Raw genomic sequence first — 18240 nt, 5'->3', positions numbered from 1 at the left:
GGGTATTTGGGGAACGAAGAAGCCGGCGAGGGAACGGGATGGGCCATTCGCATGCGCATGACGGCAGGCAGGGGCATGCGCACCTGCCGGGCGGGGTGGGCGATGGCACCATCCTGATCGCGGTGGTGATCAACCTGGCGCTGACCGGTGCGCAGATCCTGGGCGGCTATGTCGCCGATTCCACGGCGCTGATCGCGGACGGGGTGCATAACCTTTCCGATGCGCTGTCCCTGGTGCTGGCCTTTGGCGCCCGGCGCCTAGCGCGGCGTCCCGCCAGCCCCGAGATGAGCTATGGCTGGGGCCGAGCCGAGATCGTCGCGGCCTTCGTCAACTACATCGCGCTGATCGCCATCTCGGTCTGGCTGGGGATCGAGGCGCTGGCGCGGCTGGTCGATCCGCCGCAGGTCGCGGGCGGGCTGGTCATGGCGCTGGCGGCTTTCGCGCTGGTCGTGGATGCGCTGACCGCGGCGCTGGTCTGGCGGGCCGCGAAGGAGAGCGTGAATATCCGCGCGGCCTTCCTGCACAACCTGGCCGATGCCGCGGTCTCGGTCGCGGTGATCCTGGGGGGCGCGCTGATCTGGGCCTTCGGCTGGCAGATCGCCGACCCGATCCTGACATTGCTGATTTCTGCGGTGATCCTGTGGCATATCGGGCAGGAGATCGGGCCGGTGATGCGCATGCTGATGCTGGCCGCGCCGGCCGGCGTGGATCACGCGGCGCTGGTCCGTGCCATGGCCGGGGTCGAGGGCGTGGCGGGTGCCCATCACCTGCACCTGTGGCAGATCGACGAGCGGCGCAACGCGCTATCGGCGCATCTGGTGCTGCGCAAGGGGGCCGATCCGGCCAAGGCGGTGCGCCGGGTCAAGGCGCTGCTGCGGCGCGACTTCGGCATCGGCCATGCCACCATCGAGACCGAGCGCGAGGGCGAGCCCTGCGGCGACCGGGATGACGGCCAGGGCCATCATCCGCATTAGATCGCGGCGGAATGGCCCGAGGCCGCCATGTCGTAGCCGTCGAACATGCGCGCGATCATCCGGGTCAGCGGCCGGCCCTTGGGCGTGATGCGCAGGCCCGCGGCATCGGCCTCGACCATCTCGCCGAAATGCGCGGCGACGGGGGCGAAGACCTGGGCCAGGCCTTCGGCGTCGAAGCCGTGGTCGCGGATGAATTCCTCGGCCCGGATCTCGAAATCGCACATCAGCGCCTCGATCATGCGCGAGCGCCAGCGGTCCTCGGGCGTGAAGGCATGGCCGCGCGTGGTCGAGAAGCGCCCGTCGCGGATCCTGGCCAGATGCGCGCCGGTGGCCGGGGCGTTCTGCGCATAGCCCTGCGGGAAGCGCGAGATGGACGAGGCGCCCAGCCCCACCAGCACCTCGGCCCGGTCGTCGGTATAGCCCTGGAAGTTGCGGCGCAGCAGCCCGGCCTTTTGCGCGCGGGCGAGCCCGTCGCCGGGGCGGGCGAAATGGTCGATGCCGATCTCGTCATAGCCGTCGGCCAGGAACAGCGCGCGCGCCGTCTCGAACAGCCGCAGCCGGCCATGGGGATCGGGCAGGGCCTCGGACGGGATCATCACCTGCCGCTTGGCCATCCAGGGCACATGCGCATAGCCGTAAAGCGCCACCCGGTCGGGCGACAGCGCCAGCAGCTTCTGCACCGATTCGGCGATGCGGTGCGGATCCTGATGCGGCAGCCCGTAAAGGATGTCGGCGTTCAGGCTGGCGATGCCGCGGTCGCGGATCATGTCCACGGCGCGTTTCGTCACCTCGAAGCTCTGCTCGCGGCCGATGACCTTCTGGATCTCGGGGTCGAAATCCTGCACCCCGATCGAGGCGCGGGTCAGCCCGGCCTCGGCCAGGGCGTCCATGCGGGCCTCGTCGATCTCGTTCGGGTCGATCTCGACCGAGAACTCGGCGCCCTCGGCCAGCGGGAAGGTGTTCAGCACCGCGCCGGCGACCAGCCGCATCATCTCGGCCGGCATCAGCGTGGGCGTGCCGCCGCCCCAATGCAGGCGCGACAACCGGACGCCGGGGGCCAGCGCGGATTTCAGCATGTCGAGCTCTGCCAGCAATGCCTTGGCATAGGCGCGCACCGGCTCGTCGGATTGCGTGCCCTGGGTGCGGCAGGCGCAGAACCAGCACAGCCGCCGGCAGAACGGCACATGCATGTAGAGCGAGATTGCGGCGCCGGCGGGGATCGCCGCGATCCAGTCGCGGAAGAGCGGCTCGCCCACGGCGGGGGTGAAATGCGGCGCGGTCGGATAGCTGGTATAACGCGGCACGCGCGCGTCAAACAGTCCCAGCCGCTCAAGTTGCGATTGTTGTTCCATGTTGCTATACCTAGCCGTGAACACGCGCCGGAACCTTGACCCAAATCAAATGCCACATGACGCCGCCCTCTGTGCGACGCAGCAGCCCTGCGAAATCTGCCCCATCCGGTATCGGGCCGTCTGCGCGCATTGCGAAGGCGACGAGCTGGCCGAGCTGGAGGGCATGAAATTCTATCGCCGCTACGAGGCGGGGCAGGTCGTGGTCTGGGCCGGCGACCGCTTGGATTTCGTGGCCTCGGTGATCGCCGGCATGGCCGGGCTGACCCAGCAGCTCGAGGACGGGCGCACGCAGATGGTCGGCCTGCTGTTGCCCAGCGACTTCCTGGGCCGTCCAGGGCGCGAGATGGCGGCCTATACCGTCACCGCGACCAGCGACCTGATGCTGTGCTGTTTCCGGCGCAAGCCCTTTGAAAAGCTGCTGATCGACAATCCCCGCATCGCCAGCCGGCTGCTGGAGATGACGCTGGACGAACTGGACGCCGCCCGCGACTGGCTGCTGCTGCTGGGCCGCAAGTCGGCGCGCGAGAAGATCGCCTCGCTTCTGGTGATCCTGGCCCGGCGCGAGGCCGCGCTGATCAAGCGCCGGCCCGAAGGCCGCATCGCCATCGAACTGCCGCTGACGCGCGAGGCGATGGCGGATTACCTGGGCCTGACGCTGGAGACCGTGAGCCGGCAGATGAGCGCGTTGAAGCGCGAAGGCGTGATCGAACTGGACGGCAAGCGCCGGGTGATCGTGCCCTCCTTCGTGCGGCTGGTCACGGAAAGCGGCGACGATTCGGACGGTGGGCCGCTGAGCTAGGGGGCGCCCGCGGCCGTGTCCCCGAGGGTTGTGCCCCGGAGGGGATCCGGGGCATCGGCCGGGCCGGTCAACGGGCCATCAGCACCGGCAGCTGCGCCTTTTCCAGCATGTTGCGGGTCGCGCCGCCCAGGATCGCCTCGCGGAAGCGGGAATGGCCGTAGGCGCCCATCACCAGCATGTCGGCGCCGATCTCGGTGGCGCGGCGGTTCAGGATGTCGCTGACCAGGGGCTGGGTGCGGGCCAGGACCGCGATTTCCGCCCTGACGCCGTGGCGCGTCAGCATCTGGCACAGCGCCCCGCCGGGATCCGATCGCTCGGGGCCGCTGGGCGAAGGGTCGATCACCGTGATCTCGACGCTGTCGGCGGCGATCAGCAGCGGCAGGGCGCGGCGCACGGCGGCCAGGGCCTCGTTGGACTGGTTCCAGGCGATCATGACCTTCCGGCCGAAGGGTTCCTTCAGCGCCTCGGGCACGATCAGCACCGGGGCCGCGCCCTCGAACAGCGCCGCTTCGGTCACGGCCTCGGCATCGGCGGGCGCGCCCTCGCCATAGGGGCGGTTCAGCACCACGAGGTCGGAATAGCGCGCGCGCATGCCGACCAGCGTCGAAAGCCCGCCGACCTGCGCCACCGCGGAATCGACGGACCAGCGGATGTCCTCGGGGTCGAGCCGGTCGCGGACCCTTTCTTCAAGCTCGCCGGCCGCGGCCACGGCCTTGTCGATGGATTCCTGGAACACATAGGCCGACGCGCCTGCATAGTAATAGCCGCTCTGGGTGTGATCCACACCCATGCAGAACACGTCGAGATGCGCATCCTCGCGCCGGGTCATGGCAATGGCCGAATCCAGCTGCTTGTGCTGATTGGCATCGGTCAGAACGGTCAGGATGGTCTTGTAGCCCATGGGCCCTCTCCTTTCGGGGTTCGGCGGCGAGTTTCACCTGCATCCGGCGGGATCGCAATCGCTGACGGCGGCCGGCTGCGACATCCTGTCCGGATATTTGGGAATTTTACACCTATCCAGAACGGACAGATTGACGCAGATCAAAGTCTCACGAAACCGTGTGACGTTAAGAGGAAAGCTGTCGAAGCCGCGGCCCGTCGCATGCGATGCGAATCGGCCGCCTTCGGCGCAGGATGAAGGACACGAACTTAATGTTGGACACCATCAAGCTGATCGCGCTTGGCACGATCGCGGTATTGGCCGCGATCGGCGCCAATTACGCGCGACCCGATGATCCCGCCTATCTCGTGAATGCCCTGATCGTCATGCTGGCGGCGGGCATCATGTTTCTGCGGGTGCTGCGCCAGATGGGCAACGAGCAACCCTCGCTCGAGCCGCATCCCGAAACGCAATACATGGACGACGTGGTCCGGGCCGGCGTGATCGCCACCGCGCTGTGGGGCGTGGTCGGCTTCCTGGTCGGGGTGATCATCGCCTTTCAGCTGGCCTTCCCGGCGCTGAATCTCAGCGACCTTACCGTGGGCTATACCAATTTCGGCAAGCTCAGGCCGCTGCATACCTCGGCGGTGATCTTCGCCTTCGGCGGCAACGCGCTGATCGCCACCTCGTTCTACGTGGTGCAGCGTACCTCGGCGGCGCGGCTCTGGGGTGGCAATGCCGCCTGGTTCGTGTTCTGGGGCTACCAGCTGTTCATCGTATTGGCCGCGACCGGCTATATCCTGGGTGCCACCCAGTCCAAGGAATACGCGGAACCCGAATGGTATGTGGACTGGTGGCTGACCGTGGTCTGGGTCGTCTACCTGGCCGTGTTCCTGGGCACGATCCTGAAGCGGAAAGAACCGCATATCTATGTGGCGAACTGGTTCTACCTGTCCTTCATCGTCACCATCGCCATGCTTCACATCGTCAACAACCTGGCGATCCCGGTCAGTCCCTTCGGCTCGAAGTCGGTGCAGCTCTTCTCGGGCGTGCAGGACGCGATGACGCAATGGTGGTACGGCCACAACGCGGTGGGCTTCTTCCTGACGGCGGGCTTCCTGGGCATGATGTATTACTTCATTCCCAAGCAGGCCGAACGCCCGGTCTACAGCTACAAGCTGTCCATCATCCACTTCTGGGCGCTGATCTTCCTCTATATCTGGGCCGGTCCGCACCACCTGCACTATACCGCGCTGCCCGACTGGGCCTCGACGCTGGGCATGGTGTTCTCGATCATCCTGTGGATGCCCAGCTGGGGCGGCATGATCAACGGGCTGATGACGCTGTCGGGCGCCTGGGACAAGCTGCGCACCGACCCGGTGATCCGCATGATGGTGGTGGCCGTCGGCTTCTACGGCATGGCGACCTTCGAAGGGCCGATGATGTCGATCAAGGCGGTGAACTCGCTGAGCCATTACACCGACTGGACCATCGGCCACGTGCATTCCGGCGCGCTCGGCTGGAACGGCATGATCACCTTTGGCGCGCTCTACTATCTGGTGCCGCGTCTTTGGGGGCGTGAGCGGCTTTACTCGACGGGCCTGGTCAGCTGGCATTTCTGGCTCGCCACCATCGGGCTGGTGCTCTACGCGGCCTCGATGTGGGTCTCGGGCATCATGGAGGGGCTGATGTGGCGTGAGGTCGACGCCCAGGGCTTCCTGGTCAACGCCTTCGCCGACACGGTGGCCGCGAAATTCCCGATGAACGTGGTGCGGGCATCCGGCGGCGTGCTTTACCTGATCGGGGCGCTGATCATGTGCTACAACCTGTGGGCTACCGTCGCCAAGCAACCCAAGACCCATGCGACCACGGTCGCGGTCCCGGCAGAGTGAGGACGGATCATGGCCATTCTTGAAAAGCACAAGGTTCTGGAAAAGAACGCCACGCTGCTGCTGGTCTTTTCCTTCCTTGTCGTGACCATCGGCGGCATCGTCGAGATCGCGCCGCTGTTCTACCTGCAGAACACCATCGAGAAGGTGCAGGGCATGCGGCCCTATACGCCGCTGGAGCTGAAGGGCCGCGACATCTATGTCCGCGAGGGCTGCTATGTCTGCCACAGCCAGATGATCCGCCCGATGCGCGACGAGGTCGAGCGTTACGGCCATTACAGCCTGGCGGCCGAATCGATGTACGACCATCCGTTCCAATGGGGCTCCAAGCGGACCGGGCCGGACCTGGCCCGCGTCGGCGGCCGCTATTCGGACGAATGGCATATCGACCACCTGGTGAACCCGCAGGCGGTGGTGCCGGAATCGATCATGCCGAAATACGGCTTCCTGCTGGATCGCCAGATCGACCCCTCGAACATGGCGCAGCGGCTGAAGACCGACGCGCTGGTCGGCGTGCCCTATGACGACGAGATGATCGCCGCGGCGGTCAGCGATTTCGCCGCCCAGGCCGACCCCGATGCCGATGCCTCGGGGCTGGAGGAACGCTATCCGGGGGCGCAGCAGCGCAATTTCGACCGCCGTCCCGGCGTGTCCGAGATGGACGCCCTGATCGCCTATCTCCAGGTCTTGGGCACGATGGTCGATTTCTCGACCTTCGAACCCGATCCGAACCGCTGAGGCCGGCCATGGACAGGTATTCCTTCCTGCGCGAACTGGCCGACAGCTGGGTTCTGCTGCTGCTGGTGCTGTTCTTCCTGGGGACGATCGTCTTCGCCCTCAGGCCGGGCTCGCGCCCGCTGCATCGCGATGCGGCCGAAAGCATCTTCCGCAACGAGACGACACCCGCAGCGGCGGGCGAGAAGGAGGTCGAGTGATGGCCGATAGCGACGACGAGCACACCAGCCCGCAAAATCCCGACAACCGGATCGAGCTGGAACGCCAGGCCGCCGACAAGGCCCACAAGGCCGAGATCCTGGCCCATCCGCCAGAGGGCCCCGAGGGGCCGCTGCATCCTCCGGTCACGCCTCGGCCGGGCGCCACCCGCGTCGTGCGCGACCGCAAGGGTGGGCGCAGGGTGGTCGAAGTGCCCTCGACCGGGCACAGCTGGGATGGGATCGAGGAATATGACAACCCGCTGCCGCGCTGGTGGCTGTGGACCTTCTATGCCACCATCATCTGGGGGGTGTTCTATTTCATCGCCTATCCCGCCATTCCGCTGGTGAACGGTGCGACCCGCGGCCTTCTGGGCCAAAGCTACCGCTCCGACGTGGCGGCCGAGATCCAGCGTTTCAACGATGCCAATGCCCCGATCCAGGCCAAGCTGGTCGAGACGCCGCTGGAGGAGATCGCCGCCGACCCGGAACTGGCAAACTATACTGCCAATGCCGGCGCCGCGATCTTCCGCACCTGGTGCGCGCAATGCCACGGCTCGGGCGCGGGGGGCGCCGCAGGCTATCCCTCGCTGCTGGACAACGACTGGCTCTGGGGCGGAACCTTGGAAGAGATCCACACCACCGTCATGCATGGCATCCGCGATCCCAAGGACGGCGATACCCGCTATTCCGAGATGCCGCGCTTCGGCACCGACGACTTGCTGGACAACACCCAGATCAGCCAGGTGGTGCATCACGTGCTGGAACTGGGCGGACTGCCTCATGACGCGGCGCTGGCGGCCGAGGGGGTGGAGCTGTTCGCCGACAACTGCTCGTCCTGCCATGCCGAGGACGGCACCGGCGACCGCGCGCAGGGCGCGCCGGACTTGACCGATGCGGTCTGGCTCTATGGTTCGGACCCGGCGACGATCACCCGGATCGTGCGCGACGGACCTTTCGGCGTGATGCCGGCCTGGAGCGGGCGCCTGTCCGATGCCGACATTGTCGCCGTCGCCGCCTATGTCCACAGCCTCGGCGGTGGCGAGTAACGGATATTCAGATCCGTGGCCGGGAAACCGGCCCCGGTGGCACCGGCCCCCCGTCCTGTTCGCGCGTTTCCAAGGGGGGCCGGTGTTCTTATCAAACGCAGGGCCTGGTTCCGGCGCAAGCCCGGCCGGGCCGGTTTTCTTATGCGGATGCGACAATTCGGCCCATGTTCCCCGCATCCCGTCTCGCTATGCTCGGTCAGCCCGCGCTTGACGCAGATCAATGCGTCGCCGCCGCCAGGCTCTATACCCGAGCCACGCGCAACAGGAGCCAATCATGTCGCATCCCGACATCGACCCGCCACGCCTTTATGCTGCCCGAGAGCCGATCTTTCCCCGCCGGGTCCATGGCTGGTTTCGCAACCTGAAATGGATCATCATGGCGGTGACGCTGGCGATCTATTACGTCACGCCCTGGATCCGCTGGGACCGCGGTCCGGCCATGCCCGACCAGGCGGTGCTGATCGACCTGGCCAACCGCCGCTTCTATTTCTTCTGGATCGAGATCTGGCCGCATGAATTCTACTTCGTCGCCGGCCTTCTGGTCATGGCGGGGCTGGGGCTTTTCCTGTTCACCTCGGCCCTGGGGCGGGTCTGGTGCGGCTATGCCTGCCCGCAGACGGTCTGGACCGACCTTTTCCTTCTGACCGAACGCTGGGTCGAGGGCGACCGCAACGCCCGCCTGCGGCTGTGGAACGCGTCCTGGGACTTGCGCAAGCTGCGGCTGCGGCTGACGAAATGGACGATCTGGCTGCTTATCGCGCTGGCGACCGGCGGCGCCTGGATCTTCTATTTCACCGATGCGCCGACGCTCCTGGGCAATCTTCTGCGCGGCCAGGCCCATCCGGTCGCCTATATCACCATGGGCATCCTGACCGCGACCACCTTCGTCTTCGGCGGCTTCGCGCGCGAGCAGATCTGCGTCTATGCCTGCCCCTGGCCGCGCATCCAGGCCGCGATGATGGACGAGGACACGCTGACCGTCGCCTATCGCGAATGGCGCGGCGAGCCGCGCGGCAAGTTGCACAAGGGCGAGGCGACGAAATCCGACGGCGGCGCCAAGGGCGATTGCATTGACTGCATGGCCTGCGTGAACGTCTGCCCCATGGGTATCGACATCCGCGACGGCCAGCAGCTGGAATGCATCACCTGCGCGCTGTGCATCGACGCCTGCGACGAGGTGATGGACAAGATCGGCAAGCCGCGCGGGCTGATCGACTACATGGCGCTGAAGGACGAGGCCGCCGAGCGGGCGGGCGAGACACCGAAGCCGGTGCTCAAGCATATCCTGCGCCCGCGCACGATGCTGTATTTCACCCTCTGGGCCGGGATCGGCGTCGCGCTGGTGGTGGCGCTGTTCCTGCGCTCGCCCTTCGACCTGAACGTGACGCCGGTCAGGAACCCGCTTTACGTCACCATGGCCGATGGCGCGATCCGCAACACCTATGCGCTGCGGCTGCGCAACAAGCAGGGGGCCGAGCGCGACTTCACCGTCTCGGTCGTCGGTCCCGACGGCACCGTGCCGGCGGGCGTGGACCTGACGCTGGAAGGGCTCCCCGATGCCCATGTCCATGTGGCGGCGGACAGCACCCATACCCAGCGCGTCTATATCACCGCCGAAAAGGGCTCGGCCCTGGCCGAGGCGGCGCAGAGCGAGTTGACGCTTTGGGTCGAGGATGCCACCGATGGGAGGAAGTCCCGTATCGACACCGTCTTCCACGGAAGGAGCGAATAGATGCCCCGCGAACTGACCGGCCGCCATGTGCTGATCGTCACCCTGGGCGCCTTTGGCACCATCATCGCCGTCAACCTGTTCATGGCTTTCAAGGCCGTGGGGACCTTTCCCGGGCTCGAGGTCAAGAACAGCTATGTCGCCTCGCAAAGCTTCGACCGCGACCGCGACGCGCAGGCGGCGCTGAACTGGACGGTGACGCCGGAATATGACGGCCGCGAGCTGGTGCTGGCGATCCGGGACGGGCAGGGTCTTCCGGCGCCGGTGCAGGGGCTCGAGGTGACGGTGGGCCGCCCGACCCATGTGCGCGACGACCAGCGGCCCGAGTTCACCTATTCCGGCGGGCTGTTCCGCGCGCCGCTGGTGCTGGAGCCGGGAACCTGGAACATCCATCTGGCCGCGACCGCGCCGGACGGCACGGTCTTCCGCCAGCGCATCGACCATTACCACGGCAACCGGGTGAACTGAGATGTCCGACGCCGCGCTGCACGACCACGACGCCCGACTCTCGGCCTGTCCGGCCTGCGACGCGGCGCCGCTGGCGCAGCGTATCGCCGCGGGTGGGGGCGGGCAGGAGGACATCGTCCTGTCCCTGCCGACGATCCATTGCGCGACCTGCATCACCGATGTCGAGCGGGTGCTGAACCGCCATCCCGGCGTCAGGGATGCGCGGGTCAACCTGACGCTGCGCCGCGTCACCGTGGACGCGCCCGGCATGAGTGCCGAGGAGCTGATCCCGGTGGTCGAGGGCATCGGTTACGAGGCGCATGAGCTTGACCCCGCCGCGCTGTCGGCCAGCGCCGCCGACCGCCAGGGCCGCGACATCCTGATGCGCATCGGCGTGTCGGGCTTTGCGATGATGAACATCATGATCCTGTCGGTTGCGGTCTGGTCGGGGGCCGAGGCCGCGACGCGCGACATGTTCCACTGGATTTCCGGCGCCATCGCCCTGCCGACCTTGGCCTTCGCCGGCCAGCCCTTCTTTGCCAGCGCCTGGCGGGCGCTCAGGCATGGGCGGCTGGGCATGGACGTGCCGATCTCGCTGGCGCTGGTCCTGGCCAGTGCGATTTCGGTCTATGAGACGGCGCAATCGGGCCATCACGCCTATTTCGACGCGGCGGTGATGCTGTGCTTCTTCCTGCTGATCGGGCGCTATCTGGACTATCGCACCCGCGCCGTCGCCCGCTCCGCCGCCGAGGAGCTGACCGCGCTGGAGGTGCCGCGCGCCTTTCGCGTCACTGCTGCGGGTGACGAGCCGGTGCCGGTGGCCGAGCTGCGCCCCGGCGACCTGATCCGCATCCGCCCCGGCGCCCGCATCCCCGCCGATGGCGAGATCGCCGAGGGCAGCAGCGAGATCGACCGCTCGCTGCTGACCGGAGAAAGCATCCCGGTTCCCGCCCGTCCGGGCGTCGCGCTTTCGGCGGGCGAGGTGAACCTGACCGGCCCGCTGGTCATGCGGGTGACGGCCGCCGGGCGCGACAGCTCGCTGGCGCGGCTGACGGCGCTGGTCGCGGCGGCGGAATCGGCGCGCGGGCATTACACCGGGCTTGCCGACCGCGCCTCGCGGCTTTATTCGCCGCTGGTGCATCTGCTGGCCTTTTGCAGCTTTCTCGGCTGGTATTTCGCGACGCATGACCTGCGGCTGGCGGTGAACGTCGCGGCGGCGGTGCTGATCATCACCTGTCCCTGCGCATTGGGCCTGGCGGTGCCGGCGGTGGTCACGGCTGCCTCGGGGCGGCTGTTCCGGCGCGGCATGCTGATCAAGGACGGCACCGCGCTGGAGCGCCTGGCCGAGGTCGATGCCGTGGTCTTCGACAAGACCGGCACCCTGACCATGGGCGTGCCGCAACTGGTCTCGCTGGACCCGATCCCGGTTGCGGCGCGGCCCCTGGCGCTGGCGCTGGCGCAGGGATCGGGGCATCCCTTGTCGCAGGCGCTGGCCCAGGCGCTGCGCGAGGCCGGCACCGAACCTGCCGCATTGCAGGATCTGCGCGAGGTGCCGGGCTATGGCATCGCCGGGATCTGGCAGGGGCGCGAGTTGCGGCTGGGCCGGGCCGACTGGCTGGGGGCCCGGCATGGCGAGGCGACCCTGTCGGCAAGCTGGCTGTCGCTGGGTGATGAGGGGGGGCAGGGTGCGCCGATCCGGCTGGAGTTTTCGGACCGGCTGCGGCCGGGGGCCGAGGCCTGCGTGGCCCGGATTCTCGCCTCGGGCCGGCGGGTGATGCTGCTTTCGGGCGATGCGGCGCCGGTGGTCCGGGATCTGGCGCAGCGGCTGGGCATCGTGGAATGGCGGGCCGGCGTCACGCCCGTCGAAAAGGCCGATGCCCTGCGCCAGCTGCGGCAAGAGGGCCTGCATGCGCTGATGGTCGGCGACGGGTTGAACGACACCGCCGCCCTGACCGAGGCGCATGTCTCGATCTCACCCGCTTCGGCGCTGGATGCGGCACGCACAGCCTCGGACATGGTGCTGATGGGCAGCGATCTGGCCCCGGTGGCCGAGGCGCTGGAACTGGCCCGCGGCGCCCGCGCCCGGATCAAGGAGAATTTCGCGATCTCGCTGATCTACAATATCGTCGCGGTGCCCATCGCCATCGCCGGCTTTGCCACGCCGCTGATGGCGGCGCTGGCCATGTCGCTGAGTTCGATCAGCGTGACGTTGAACGCGCTGCGGCTGCGATAGGGAGGAAGCATGGAAATCCTGGGCCTTCTCATTCCGGTTTCCCTGGGCCTTGGCGGGCTTGGCCTTCTGGCCTTCATCTGGTCGCTGCGCGGCCGGCAATACGACGATCCGAAAGGCGATGCCGAGCGGATCCTCAGCTCCGAATGGGACGACCGCCCCAAGCCCTGACGGCCGCGGCGCGGTCACGGCCTTGTTGGCTTGCATTGCCGGCGGCGAAAGGCCAATCAGGCGCCACCCAACAGACAGGTGAGCGATGGCCAGCCCCGCCCCGTTTTCGCGTTACGAGTTCATGATCGCCTGGCGCTACCTGCGCGCGCGCCGGGCCGAAGGCGGGGTCAGCGTGATGACCTGGATCAGCCTGATCGGCATCACCCTGGGGGTGATGGCGCTGATCGCCACCCTGGCGGTGCGCGCGGGCTTCCGGGCCGAGTTCGTCGACACCATCCTGGGCGCCAATGCCCATAGCACGGTCTATTACGCCCCCACCCAGATCTATAACGAGCTGACCGAGGAGACCTATGTCACCCCCGGCCGGGTCGAGGATTACGATGCGCTCGCCGCCAGGATCATGCAGATCCCCGGCGTGACCCGCGCTGTTCCGGCGGTCCGCGCGCAGGTCATGGCGCGGCAGGGCGATGCGGCCTCGCTGGGCGATGTCTACGGCATCACGTTGGATGCGCTCCGGGGCATGTCGGGCATCGCCGATCCCCAGAGCGCGCTGGGGAATCTTGACGATTTCGACCGCGGCATCGCCATCGGCATCGGCATGGCGCGCGACCTGGGCCTGGGCGTCGGCGACCGGCTGCAACTGGTCGCCCCCGAGGGCGCCAAGACCCCCTTCGGCACCACCCCCAGGGTCGAATCCTTCGAGGTGGTCTATATCTTCTCGGCCGGGCGCTACGACGTGGACAAGGCCCGCATCTACATGCCCATGGCCGAGGCGCAGGCCTTCTTCAACCGCGAGGGGCAGGCCGACGAGATCGGGGTCTATGTCGCCGATGCCGAGCGCATCGACGACTGGACCATGCCGCTCTTGCAGGCTGCGGGCGAGCGGGCGCAGGTCTGGACATGGCGCGACGCTTCGGGGTCGTTCCTGGCCGCGCTCGACATGGAGGATGACGTGATGTTTATCATCCTGTCGATCTTGGTGCTGATCGCCTCGATGAACATCACCTCGGGGCTGATCATGCTGGTCAAGAACAAGGGCCGCGACATCGGCATCCTGCGCACCATGGGCCTGACCGAGGGCTCGGTCCTGCGGGTCTTTTTCCTCTGCGGGGCCTTTACCGGGGTGATCGGCACCATTGCCGGCGTGGCTCTGGGGGTGGCCCTTTCGCTCAATGTCGATCACATCATGGCGGCGCTGAACGCGCTGACCGGCGGCAATGCCTGGCAGCCCGAGGTGCGCGGCATCTATCACCTGACGGCGGACCTGCGGGCCTGGGACATCTTCCGCGCCGCGGCGCTGTCGCTGGCGCTGTCCTTCGTCGTGACCATCTTTCCTGCGCGCCGCGCCGCGCGCATGAACCCGGTGGAGGCGCTGCGCTATGAGTGACATCCTGGTTCTGGAAGGGATTTCCAAGACTTACGGAATCGGCGGCCCCGCGCCGGTGCCGGTGCTGGACGGGCTGTCGCTGCGGATCGCGCGGGGCGAGGTCGTGGCGCTGGTCGCGCCCTCGGGCGCCGGGAAATCGACGCTGCTGCATATCGCCGGCCTTCTGGACACGGCCGATTCGGGCCGGGTGCTGCTGAACGGCCGCGACATGGCCGGGCAAAGCGACCGGGCCCGGACCGAGGCGCGGCGCGAGGAGCTGGGCTTCGTCTATCAGTTCCACCACCTGCTGCCCGAGTTCTCGGCGGCGGAGAACATCGTGCTGCCGCAGCTCGCCAATGGTATTTCGCCGACGGCAGCGCATGCGCGGGCGCTGGACCTGCTGGGCCGCGTGGGGCTGTCGCACCGCGCCGACCACCGCCCGGCGCAGCTGTCGGGAGGCGAGCAGCAGCGCGTCGCCTTCTGCCGGGCGCTGGCCAACCAGCCCTCGCTGTTGCTGGCGGACGAGCCGACGGGGAACCTGGACCCGGCGACTTCGGACAAGGTCTTCGACGTGCTGATGGCGCTGGTGCGCGAGACCGGGCTCGCGGCGTTGATCGCCACCCATAACATGGATCTGGCGGCACGGATGGACCGGGTGATCCGGCTGGACGAGGGCGGTGCGGCATGAGCGCAGATGCCGGCCGGCGGTGCATGGCCGGGGGATGCGCGGTGCCTGGCCGCAGCATGGTGACCACGGCTCCAGGCCCGGCGGAGGCTGGGCTTGCGACTAAGTCCGCGCGCCGCGTGCGCAGGCGTAGCGCAGCCCTGCTCGGGCTGCTCTGCCTGCTGCCCGCCCAGGCTGATGCCGACCCGTTCGAGCAATTCGGCACGGCGATGAAATACGGCCTGCCGCTGGCGGCGGCGGTCTGCGCTGCCGACCAGGACCGGCTGGAGGATTTCGCGGTGCGCGGCGTTTTGCAGGCGGCGCTGGTCTGGGGAATGAAGGAATTCTTCGACGGCGCCCCGATCTCGCGCCGCCCTTCGGGCGAGAGCAAGGGCTTCCCTTCGGGCCATACGGCGGCGGCCTTCTTCGGCGCCTCGGACCTGGCCGGAAAATGCTTCGAGGACAGGCCATTGGCCGGCGGTGCCGCCTATGGCGCCGCCGGGCTGACGGGCTGGAGCCGGGTCCATGCCGGCGAACACACACCGGCGCAGGTGTTCAGCGGCGCGCTGCTGGGGGTTTCGTTCGGCGCTGCGAGCTTCGGCATTGGCAGCGAGGGGGTAAGCTTTTCGCTGGGGATGCGGTTTTGAGCCCTAACCAGGCGTTCGCCTAGACGATGCGGGAAGCTCTTATTACGGCGAAAAAACGGTTACGGTGTTCGGTAGAGCTGCAGCTAGCGACAGGTGTTCTATGTTGACCGAGCAAATCTCTAACCTTCTACCTGTCTTCGCTGTCTACCTGATCGCGATTGCCAGCCCCGGACCGAGCACCATGTCAATCATGGGGGTCGCTATGCAGCAAGGCCGTTTGCGCGCGGTTGCACTGGCTCTCGGGGTGGTGACGGGCAGCATTTTCTGGGCAATTCTTGCGGCGAGTGGCATCTCAACGGCGCTTACCGCCTACGCTGGTGCCATGTTTACGATTAAGGTCGCTGGTGGCCTATATCTGCTTTATTTGGCGTGGAAATCCGCACGATCAGCGTTGGCAAGTCATGCCAGTCAAGTGGCTTCCGTCCCATGTGCAGGCAATTGGGCGCTCTATCGTAAGGGTGTGTTGCTTCACCTCTCCAACCCAAAGGCTGTCCTGGGATGGATAGCGATCATGTCCTTGGGGGTGCGTCCTGATGCTCCCTCTCACACCATCCTGATCATGATGGGGGGCTGCGCAATCATGGCTATTGCAGTCAATGTCGGCTATGCTATCGCGTTCTCAACCCGCATCATGGGGTGCGCCTATCAACACTCGCGCCGGTGGATCGAGGGAGTGCTTGCCGCGATCTTCGGGGTTGCGGGCATCCGTATGCTTCTCTCAAGGCCGTAACGGCATCTTCCCGTGCAACGGCAGGAATGTCCGCATGGCGACAAAGCGATCCCAGCCTTGCCGCTCGTAACGATCCTCTACGCGCGCGACCCGGTCAGGATCACCATCGCCCCCAGCACGCAAAGCCCGCCGCCGAGCAGATCCCAGCGCGTCGGCACCTGGCCTTCGGTCAGCCAAAGCCAGCCCAGCGAGGCCGTGACATAGATCCCGCCATAGGCCGCATAGGCGCGGCCGGCGAAATCCGCATCCACCCGCGTCAGGAGCCAGGCGAAAACTGCCAGCGAGACCATCCCCGGAATCAGCCAGAGGGGCGATTTGCCAAGCCGCAGCCAGGCCCAGAAGGCGAAGCAGCCGGCGATCTCGGCCAGCGCCGCCAGGACATAGATCGCCAGCGGTGCGGCCAGGATCACACGTCCAGTTCCTCGGTATCGGCGAACTGGGCATTCTCCTGGATGAACTGGAAGCGCAGCTCGGGCTTCTTGCCCATCAGCCGCTCGACCAGGTCGCCGGTTTCGCCGCCCTCTTCCTCGTCGATCGAGACGCGGATCAGCTTGCGCGTCCTGGGGTTCATCGTGGTGTCCTTCAAGTCCTTGGCGTCCATCTCGCCCAGGCCCTTGAAGCGTTGCACGTCGATCTTGCCCTTGCCGCCCAGGCCCTTGGCCAGCATCGCCTCCTTCTCGGCATCGTCGGCGACATAGACGCGATGGGCGCCCTGCGTCAGCCGGTAAAGCGGCGGGCAGGCCAGGTAGAGATGCCCCTTGTCGATCAGCGGCCGCATCTGCGTGAAGAAGAAGGTCATCAGCAGCGACGCGATATGGGCGCCGTCGACATCGGCATCGGTCATGATGATGATCTTGTCATAGCGCAGGTCGTCGATGTTGAAGCGCGAGCCCATGCCGACGCCCAGCGCCTGGCAGAGATCGGCGATCTCCTGGTTCGAGCCCAGCTTGGACGAGGCCGCACCCAGCACGTTCAGGATCTTGCCGCGCAGGGGCAAAAGCGCCTGGGTGGTGCGCTCGCGCGCCATCTTGGCACTGCCGCCCGCCGAATCGCCCTCGACGATGAAAAGCTCGGTGCCCTCGCGATTGGTGGCCGAGCAATCGACCAGCTTGCCGGGCAGGCGCAGCTTCTTGGTGGCCGACTTCCGGGCGGTTTCCTTTTCCTGCCGGCGCCGCAGCCGCTCCTCGGCGCGCAGCACCAGGAAGTCCAGGATGGCGCCGGCCGATTTCGTATCCGCCGCCAGCCAGTTGTCGAAATGGTCGCGCACCGCGCCCTCGACCAGCCGCTGCGCCTCGGTGGTGGCCAGGCGGTCCTTGGTCTGGCCGACGAATTCCGGCTCGCGGATGAAGCAGGAGACCAGCGCGCAGCCGCCGGCCAGCAGGTCGTCGCGGGTGATCTGCGCCGCCTTCTTGTTGCTGACCCGCTCGCCATAGGCGCGGATGCCGCGCAGGATCGCCGACCAGAAGCCGGCCTCATGCGTGCCGCCCTCGGGCGTGGGCACGGTATTGCAATAGGACTGGATGAAGCCGTCGCGCGACGGCGTCCAGTTGATCGCCCAATCGACCTTGCCGGGCGTGTTGAACTTTTCCTTGAAATCGACGCTGCCGGCAAAGGGGCGGTCAGCATAGGTCGAGGCCTTGCCCAGCACCTCGCCCAGGTAATCGGCCAGCCCGCCGGGAAAGTGGAAGGTGGCTTCCAGCGGCGTCTCGCCGTCGTCGATCTCGGATTTCCAGCGGATCTCGACGCCCGAGAACAGATAGGCCTTGGACTTGACCATGCGTAGCAGCCGCGCCGGCTTGAAGCGGTGATGGCCGAAGATCTGCTCGTCGGCGTGGAAGGTGACGGTGGTGCCGCGCCGGTTCGGGGCGGCGCCGACCTTCTCGACCGGGCCCAGCGGCAGGCCGCGCGAGAAACGCTGCTCGTAAAGCTCGCGGTTGCGGGCGACCTGCACCACCATGCTGTCGGAAAGCGCGTTGACCACCGAGGCACCGACGCCGTGCAAGCCGCCCGAGGTCTGATAGGCGTCGCCCGAGAACTTGCCGCCGGCATGCAGCGTGCACAGGATCACTTCCAGCGCCGATTTGCCGGGGAATTTCGGATGCGGGTCGATGGGAATGCCGCGGCCGTTGTCGCGGATCACCACGCTGAAATCGGCCAAGAGCTCGACCTCGATGCGGCTGGCATGGCCGGCGACTGCCTCGTCCATCGAGTTGTCGAGGATCTCGGCCACCAGGTGATGCAGCGCGCGCTCGTCGGTGCCGCCGATATACATGCCGGGTCGCTTGCGCACCGGCTCCAGCCCCTCGAGCACCTCGATCGAGGATGCCGAATAGCTGTCGGAAGCCTTATCCGCGGCGGGGAAGAGATCGTCGGCCATCGCA

At 67.0% G+C, this 18240-nt stretch carries 18 protein-coding genes; 14 read left to right on the top strand and 4 right to left on the bottom strand.

Annotated features, from left to right (window positions below; genetic code table 11):
* Window positions 1–38: 38 nt before the first annotated feature.
* Window positions 39–974, top strand: coding sequence for a cation diffusion facilitator family transporter (locus ESD82_RS05540; RefSeq protein WP_147428802.1), 936 nt, complete (start codon window positions 39–41; stop codon window positions 972–974).
* Here the strand turns inward: ESD82_RS05540 and hemN are convergent.
* Entirely contained in the window at window positions 971–2326 is a 1356-nt protein-coding gene (gene hemN, locus ESD82_RS05535) for an oxygen-independent coproporphyrinogen III oxidase (RefSeq protein WP_147428803.1), read from the bottom strand. The genes ESD82_RS05540 and hemN overlap by 4 nt on opposite strands.
* A 49-nt stretch (window positions 2327–2375) precedes the next feature.
* Between hemN and fnrL the strand changes: the two genes are divergently transcribed.
* Complete coding sequence (fnrL, locus tag ESD82_RS05530; RefSeq protein WP_024843248.1) at window positions 2376–3125, top strand: transcriptional regulator FnrL; 750 nt, start codon at window positions 2376–2378, stop codon at window positions 3123–3125.
* Window positions 3126–3192: 67 nt separating this feature from the next.
* Here fnrL and ESD82_RS05525 read toward each other — a convergent pair whose 3' ends face one another.
* Entirely contained in the window at window positions 3193–4026 is an 834-nt protein-coding gene (locus ESD82_RS05525) for a universal stress protein (protein ID WP_024843247.1), read from the bottom strand.
* Window positions 4027–4277: 251 nt separating this feature from the next.
* Here ESD82_RS05525 and ccoN point away from each other — a divergent pair, with 251 nt between their 5' ends.
* From ccoN to ESD82_RS05465, 12 genes are all read left to right on the top strand, one after another.
* Window positions 4278–5897 (top strand): cytochrome-c oxidase, cbb3-type subunit I, encoded by a 1620-nt coding sequence (gene ccoN / locus ESD82_RS05520; protein ID WP_024843246.1) that lies wholly within the window; start codon window positions 4278–4280, stop codon window positions 5895–5897.
* Between the two features lie 9 nt (window positions 5898–5906).
* The gene (gene ccoO, locus ESD82_RS05515; protein WP_147428804.1) at window positions 5907–6632 is read left to right on the top strand and encodes a cytochrome-c oxidase, cbb3-type subunit II; all 726 of its coding nucleotides are present in this window, start codon (window positions 5907–5909) and stop codon (window positions 6630–6632) included.
* Window positions 6633–6640: 8 nt separating this feature from the next.
* Window positions 6641–6829: a CcoQ/FixQ family Cbb3-type cytochrome c oxidase assembly chaperone gene (locus tag ESD82_RS05510; protein WP_024843244.1), complete on the top strand. Its 189-nt coding sequence runs from the start codon at window positions 6641–6643 to the stop codon at window positions 6827–6829.
* Complete coding sequence (gene ccoP, locus ESD82_RS05505; protein WP_024843243.1) at window positions 6829–7875, top strand: cytochrome-c oxidase, cbb3-type subunit III; 1047 nt, start codon at window positions 6829–6831, stop codon at window positions 7873–7875. Before ESD82_RS05510 ends, ccoP begins: the two co-directional genes overlap by 1 nt.
* 274 nt (window positions 7876–8149) lie before the next feature.
* Window positions 8150–9607 (top strand): cytochrome c oxidase accessory protein CcoG, encoded by a 1458-nt coding sequence (gene ccoG / locus ESD82_RS05500; protein WP_147428805.1) that lies wholly within the window; start codon window positions 8150–8152, stop codon window positions 9605–9607.
* Window positions 9608–10072 (top strand): FixH family protein, encoded by a 465-nt coding sequence (locus tag ESD82_RS05495; protein WP_024843241.1) that lies wholly within the window; start codon window positions 9608–9610, stop codon window positions 10070–10072.
* 1 nt (window position 10073) lies between these two features.
* Window positions 10074–12284: a heavy metal translocating P-type ATPase gene (locus ESD82_RS05490; RefSeq protein ID WP_147428806.1), complete on the top strand. Its 2211-nt coding sequence runs from the start codon at window positions 10074–10076 to the stop codon at window positions 12282–12284.
* A 9-nt stretch (window positions 12285–12293) separates the two neighbouring features.
* Complete coding sequence (gene ccoS / locus ESD82_RS05485; RefSeq protein WP_024843239.1) at window positions 12294–12452, top strand: cbb3-type cytochrome oxidase assembly protein CcoS; 159 nt, start codon at window positions 12294–12296, stop codon at window positions 12450–12452.
* A gap of 85 nt (window positions 12453–12537) precedes the next feature.
* The gene (locus ESD82_RS05480; RefSeq protein ID WP_024843238.1) at window positions 12538–13839 is read left to right on the top strand and encodes an ABC transporter permease; all 1302 of its coding nucleotides are present in this window, start codon (window positions 12538–12540) and stop codon (window positions 13837–13839) included.
* Window positions 13832–14506 carry an ABC transporter ATP-binding protein gene (locus ESD82_RS05475; protein ID WP_024843237.1) on the top strand — a complete coding sequence of 225 codons (675 nt, stop codon included), beginning with the start codon at window positions 13832–13834 and terminating at the stop codon, window positions 14504–14506. Before ESD82_RS05480 ends, ESD82_RS05475 begins: the two co-directional genes overlap by 8 nt.
* Before the next feature lie 116 nt (window positions 14507–14622).
* Window positions 14623–15129, top strand: a complete 507-nt coding sequence (locus ESD82_RS05470) for a phosphatase PAP2 family protein (RefSeq protein WP_024843236.1) — start codon at window positions 14623–14625, stop codon at window positions 15127–15129.
* 100 nt (window positions 15130–15229) lie between these two features.
* A complete protein-coding gene (locus ESD82_RS05465; RefSeq protein ID WP_147428807.1) occupies window positions 15230–15859 on the top strand; it encodes a LysE family translocator in 630 nt (209 codons plus the stop codon).
* Between the two features lie 77 nt (window positions 15860–15936).
* Here the strand turns inward: ESD82_RS05465 and ESD82_RS05460 are convergent, their stop codons facing one another.
* Complete coding sequence (locus ESD82_RS05460) at window positions 15937–16269, bottom strand: YnfA family protein (RefSeq protein ID WP_147428808.1); 333 nt, start codon at window positions 16267–16269, stop codon at window positions 15937–15939.
* Complete coding sequence (gene parE, locus ESD82_RS05455; protein WP_024843233.1) at window positions 16266–18236, bottom strand: DNA topoisomerase IV subunit B; 1971 nt, start codon at window positions 18234–18236, stop codon at window positions 16266–16268. Before parE ends, ESD82_RS05460 begins: the two co-directional genes overlap by 4 nt.
* Between the last annotated feature and the right edge of the window lie 4 nt (window positions 18237–18240).

The organism is Paracoccus pantotrophus, from assembly GCF_008824185.1.
In the GTDB taxonomy this organism is placed as follows: Bacteria; Pseudomonadota; Alphaproteobacteria; order Rhodobacterales; family Rhodobacteraceae; genus Paracoccus; species Paracoccus pantotrophus.
This window is presented reverse-complemented; position numbering and strand designations above follow the sequence as displayed.